The following is a 5,430-nucleotide window of genomic DNA, read 5'->3' as shown; positions in this document are numbered from 1 at the left end:
GCCGGCGCCAAGGCAAGCGCCGTGATCTACAGTTTGGTGCTGACATGCCGGGCAGGCGGCGTCGATCCCTATGCATGGCTACGTCACGCGCTCACCGAATTGCCCCAGCGCGCGCCAGACGCCGATATCGAAGATCTGTTGCCGTTCAACTGCACCGCTCAAAAAAACCTGCCAGCTGACAACGACAGCGGCTGACGGTCGAACGCTCAGGATCAATCAAGCCGTTCCGATGATCCCGCTGCGGCCCGGCGTCACGCGACACCGCGGCCAGCCGCGCGCGCAGCCTGTGCAGCAAAATGCGCGCTTACACGTCATCGACGATGTTGAGGATGCGGAAGCGCCGGCCGTTGGCGAACTGGTCATGAACGAAGTCCAGCGACCAGCGTGCATTGGGCCTGGCCTCCACCAGGATCGGGGCCCGGGTCCCCACAGCCTTGCGGCGCCGCTTGCGGACGGCGAGCCCTTCCTCCCGATAAAGCCGGTAGATCCGGTTGATCCCCGATGGCTCTCCTTCCCGCCGCAGCAGGACGAACAGCCGGCGGTAGCCGAACCGCCGCCGCTCGTTGGCGAGATCGCGCAACCGGCCCCGCAGCTCCGCATCCGGAGGGCGGCTGGAGTGATAGCGGATCATCTTCCGGTCCGCGCTGACGATTGAGCAGGCCCGCCGCTCCGACAGGCTCATGACAGCCTGCAGATGCGCGACCGCAGCGCGCTTGGCGGCCGGCCCTACCATTTTTTTGAAAGGAGCTCGCGAAGGGCAGCCGCATCGAGCATCTGCTCGGCCAGAAGCTTCTTCAGCTTCGCATTCTCCTCCTCCAGCGCCTTCAGTCGCTTGGCCTCGGAGACGTCCATGCCGCCGAATTTGGCCTTCCAGTTGTAGATCGTCGCTTCGGAGATCCCATGCTTGCGAGCCAGGTCGGCTGTCTTCGCCCCAGCCTCATGCTCCTTCAACACAGCAATAATCTGCTCTTCCGTGAACCTTGCTCGCTTCATCTGTCCGTCCTTCTTCAGGCCGGACTCTAACTCCATCTGGAGGAAATACGCAGGGGCAGGTCACGCCCCGCAAGGTGTGGCCGTCGTACGGGTTATCGGGCATTGCGCTGGCGTGCAGCACAAACAGACCGCCGGGAGCCCGGCGGTTGTTGGTGACGATGGAGGCCTTCACGCCGAATTCATAGGGCGCGGCAGCCTTGCCTTTGCCGATGCACTCCACCTCCGGGGCATGGAAGGAATAGAGCTTCCAGCCGCGCTGGCGCTGCTGCTGTGAGCGGATCTGGCTGGCTCGACCAAGGGGGAGTGCGAACGCCTCTTCCGGTGCTGGTTGGTCCTCGATCTTGCGGCGGATGTCGCGGATGATCCGGCCCAGCCGGCTGCGCAGGATACGCAACTGCTGCTGCCGCCCGAATTGTTTGGCATGAGCGTAGCGACCCGCCATCATCGCGGCTGCCTTGGCCACGCGAGAATAGGATTGCCGCAGCCTGACGCCGTGCTGTCTCGCCAGGCGGTTGAGCCCCCTGATGGCCGCATGCAAGAGCTTGGCATCGGTCGGAAAGGTGATGGCCTTCGGCTGCACCGTGGTGTCGACCGTGACCCGCTTGAGGTCCTGGCCGCGTAACGCGCCGGCCGCGTGCGCCACCCGCAGGCTCTCAGCCAGCAGCAGCTCCAGCTTGTCGCCGAGCCGCTTGCGCCAATGGCTCAGGTCCGAGCGCTCGTGCGGGAAGGTGTGCTGGAAGAACTCTTCGCCGGTGAAGAACTGGAAATACGGATCGTGGACCCAGCGCTCGCACACCCCCTCATCGGACAGCCCGTAAATGTGCTTGAGCAGCAAGAGCCCGATCATGAAGCGGGTCTCGATCCCGGGCCGGCCGTTCTCGCTGTAAAGCGGAGCGATCTCGCAGTCGATCCAGTCCCAGTCGATCTTGCCCGCGAGCAGAACCAGCTCGTGCTTCATGTTGATGATCTGGTCCAGCCGCGCCCGGAACAGATCATTTGATCCCGTGGTCTTGTGCTTCTTCGGCCGCATCGTCACCTCGATGCACCACAGAATCACGGCTCGCAGCAAAAGGAAATCCTAAAACCAATTTGCAGGGTTTGGAAGCCTCAAGCTCCAAATCCCTGCAATCTCAAACGCCTCCAAGCCCCGAAAACAGACTCCCGCTCAATCGCTTAGAGCCTTGTCCACGGGCGACTATGTAGGGTCGGACTGGAACTTCCACAGAATGATAGGCGGGGACCTCTTTACGAAGAGGTAGACCAACAGCGAACCAGCACTATGATGGCGGGGGTTTTGGCTGGCCCGTGACAGCTCGGTTGCCTTCGATCTTCTTCAGCAAGAGTTTGCGCAGGAGCGCGGGTTCGGCAATTTGAATTTCCTTGCCATCACGCAGTCTGCCGATGGCGGCAAACAGCTTGCGAATATCATACGTCGAGTTGAACACCTCCGGTACACCGCGTTCGATGGGGAGAAGCGTGTAGGCAGCCTCCATCGCCGTGCGAACCGAATATTCGGTCGTGAAGACACAATCTCGCTCGGCTGACTCCGCAAATTGCCCGATGAAGGCGAAATTGACGGCCCCTTTAGGCACAACATCTGGCCGGTCACCCGCCCGCCGCGGCATGAAAAGAGAGGTGACGTAGGGCATCATCACCGGCACCGTGTTTGCACCCGTCGCGGCGAGTTCCGGTACGTCCTCAACAGGCACACCGAGGTGATAAAGCCATTCCTGCGTGATCGCCTCGCCTGTGCAGGCTTGCATCGGTTTCTTCACGAAATCGCCAGGTTTGTCGACGAAGAGGCAATAGAGCCAGACGACGATCTGGTCGCTGGGCTGGCGCTTGAAATGTGGCTGGCGGTTTACAGTCCAACTGAGCAGCCAGCTCGAATCTTTCGCGGTAACGATCCCTCCCGTGACGACTTTGCCACTAAACGGATCGCGTTTGGCGACCTTGCGGATGTATTCCGGAATGCGCGCGTCCAGGGTCGTGATCGTCGCCGATTCCCATTTGGTTGCAGGAATATTGCCGCCGAACACGTCCGGGCGGCCGAAGGCGACGTCCTTGACCGCAATACGCCGCCACAGATCCCAGGCGGGCGCCGGGCCTTCGTCGAGCCTGGCAGGCGTGTGATGGTCGCCCTGGTCCGAGTTTTCGGTCAAGGACCCGATCGTCATGAATACAAGATCGTCGGCGCCGAGATCGACTCGGCCCGCGACGCCACCCTCCTGCCAGTGGATGCGTGTGGCCTGCTTGCATCCGGGCTGTATCTCGAAATCGACATCGGTGACTTCGACCCCGTAGCGAAAGGCGACGCCCTGCTCCTCCAGCCATTTGCACAGCGGCAGAACGAGCGATTCGTACTGGTTGTACTTGGTGAACTTCAGTGCGCTGAAATCTGGCAGGCCGCTGATATGGTGGATGAACCGGTGCAGGTAGAGCTTCATTTCCAGGGCGGAATGCCATTCCTGAAAAGCGAACATCGTCCGCCAGTAGAGCCAAAAATTACTGTTCAGAAACTCCTTCCCGAACGCTTCGTCGATGCGCTTGTTCTCCATCTCCTCACGGCTAGCCAAAAAGATGGCGAGCAGTTCCTTCTGGGCCTTGTCCGTCAGCGTGAAGAGGCCGTCGGTATGCGCATCCTGTCCCCGGCTCGCCGTCGCCCGCTGCAGCGAGTAGTTCGGATCATCCTTGTTCAACCAGTAGAATTCGTCGAGCACGCTGGCGCCTTCGATTTCCAACGAGGGGATCGACCGGAACAAATCCCATAGACACTCGAAATGATCCTCGATCTCGCGGCCGCCCCGGATCACGAAGCCCCCTTCCGGTCCTTGGCTACCATCGAGCGCACCGCCTGGTCGCTTCAGCCGTTCGAGGATGGTGATACGGTCGCCACGTGTATGCCCGTCGCGGATTAGGAAGGCCGCGCCGGCAAGCGCCGCCAGGCCCGCACCGACGAACCACACCGTTTTGTTGTCCACACCTTCGGGTTTGCGCGGACGGGCAAAAGCTTCATAATTTCCGCTGCTGTAATACATGGCAACCTTCTATCCCATTGGCTTGGACAATCAGTTGGTGTTTAGACAAGATGCTCTCGGGCGCCGGGCATTTGTACCAGACGCCGATCGCCAGAACCGCCATGACGATCTCCCGGTGAGATCGCTGGACTCGTCGCCTCCTCGGCGATCAGCAGGCGGGCATGAGCCGCACCCATCCCGCGAGCCCCGCCAGTCGGCAGAATGACTTTTTCGTTCATACGTCCCACGACTTGGTCCTTGTTTTGTGTCCTCGATCAGGGACGGTCCAGCGTCTTCCAGGCATCGAAAAGGACACGAGGGTCATGCTGGCCCTTGTAGAAGGATGAGATGGGACGCTTGACGCCGCGCAATCCGAATACGGCGATCTGGGCCGCGCGCACGGAATATTCGACGGTAAAGACAACGTCGTCGGGAATCTCGCAGAACTGGCCGATGAAGGCGAGGTTGCGTGATCCGTTGGGAATGACCTTCGGGCGGTCTCCTTCCGTGCGCGGCATGAATTGGGCCGTGACATAGGGCATCATCGCCGTCACGACGCGCGAAGTGTCGAGAACGTGCGCAATACTCTCTGCGAATCGCAGGTGCAACAGCAGCTCGATCAGGATTTCGCGACCCGTGCACTCCGACATCGGCTTGGACACGAAGTTGCCCGGCCTGTCCGGGAAGAGCCCGTAACCCCACCAGACCCAAATATGCTTGGGCTGCTCGTAATAGTGCGGTTGATGATTGAGGACGACGGTCAGGAGCCAACTGGAATCCTTAATCGTAACCAGGCCGCCCTTGCCAGCCTTGCTGCCGGAGAAGGCTTCAAGCCGATCGAAGAAGGTCGGGTCGTCGGCCGTGACCGTGAAGGATTCCCATTTCGACTGGTCGATATTGGAGTTGAAGGCGGCGGGGCGACCGAAGTCCGGACTTTTGGCAGCCAAGCGTTCCCACAGCTTCCACGAACCGCCGCTTTGCTTCGTCCTCAGCAGTGGGACCGTCTCCATTGACCCATAGCTGGTATCCGAGGTCATTGAACCGTTGGTGACGAACACCAAATCCTGTTCCGCCAGGTCGATGGCGCGGTCCTTGGCGCCCTGCCGGTAGTACAGACGCGTCGCGGTCTTCTGGCTGCCTTCGATGGTGATATCGATGTCGGTCACTTCCGCGCTCATCTCCAGCCGCACGCCCTGCCTCGTCAACCAGGCAACGATCGGACGAACTATGGCATCGAACTGGTTGAATTGGGTTCGGTAGATCCCCGCCATGGTGTCAATGGTCGAGAACAGGTGCAGGAATCTCAAGCAGTAGCGCTTGAACTCGACCGCGCTGTGCCAAGGCGCGAAAGCGAAGGTTGTACACCAAATGAACCAGAAATTGCTCCGGAAGAAATGAGGGGCAAACCAATCCTGGATGG

3 protein-coding genes and 2 pseudogenes are annotated in these 5,430 nt (G+C 60.5%); 1 reads left to right on the top strand and 4 read right to left on the bottom strand.

The features are described from left to right. A partial coding sequence (locus K288_RS0142380) for a transposase domain-containing protein (protein ID WP_027584755.1) occupies positions 1-195 on the top strand: 195 nt, incomplete at its 5' end. 112 nt (positions 196-307) lie between these two features. Here the strand turns inward: K288_RS0142380 and K288_RS51720 are convergent. From K288_RS51720 to K288_RS0142355, 4 genes and pseudogenes are all read right to left on the bottom strand, one after another. Then, positions 308-993, bottom strand: a pseudogene (locus tag K288_RS51720) (transposase); the annotation flags it as partial. A gap of 67 nt (positions 994-1,060) precedes the next feature. Beyond that, positions 1,061-2,023 (bottom strand): annotated as a pseudogene (locus K288_RS48860) (IS5 family transposase); the annotation flags it as partial. A 247-nt stretch (positions 2,024-2,270) separates the two neighbouring features. Then, positions 2,271-4,031, bottom strand: coding sequence for an oleate hydratase (locus K288_RS48855; RefSeq protein WP_051335052.1), 1,761 nt, complete (start codon positions 4,029-4,031; stop codon positions 2,271-2,273). 254 nt (positions 4,032-4,285) lie between these two features. Then, positions 4,286-5,430 (bottom strand): oleate hydratase (locus K288_RS0142355; protein WP_027584753.1); only part of this gene is annotated, 1,145 nt, incomplete at its 5' end.

It is taken from the genome of Bradyrhizobium sp. Ai1a-2, from assembly GCF_000426245.1.
Taxonomy (GTDB): domain Bacteria; phylum Pseudomonadota; class Alphaproteobacteria; order Rhizobiales; family Xanthobacteraceae; genus Bradyrhizobium.
Note: the sequence above shows the minus strand (reverse complement) of the source record. Positions and strands in the feature narration are given on the sequence as shown.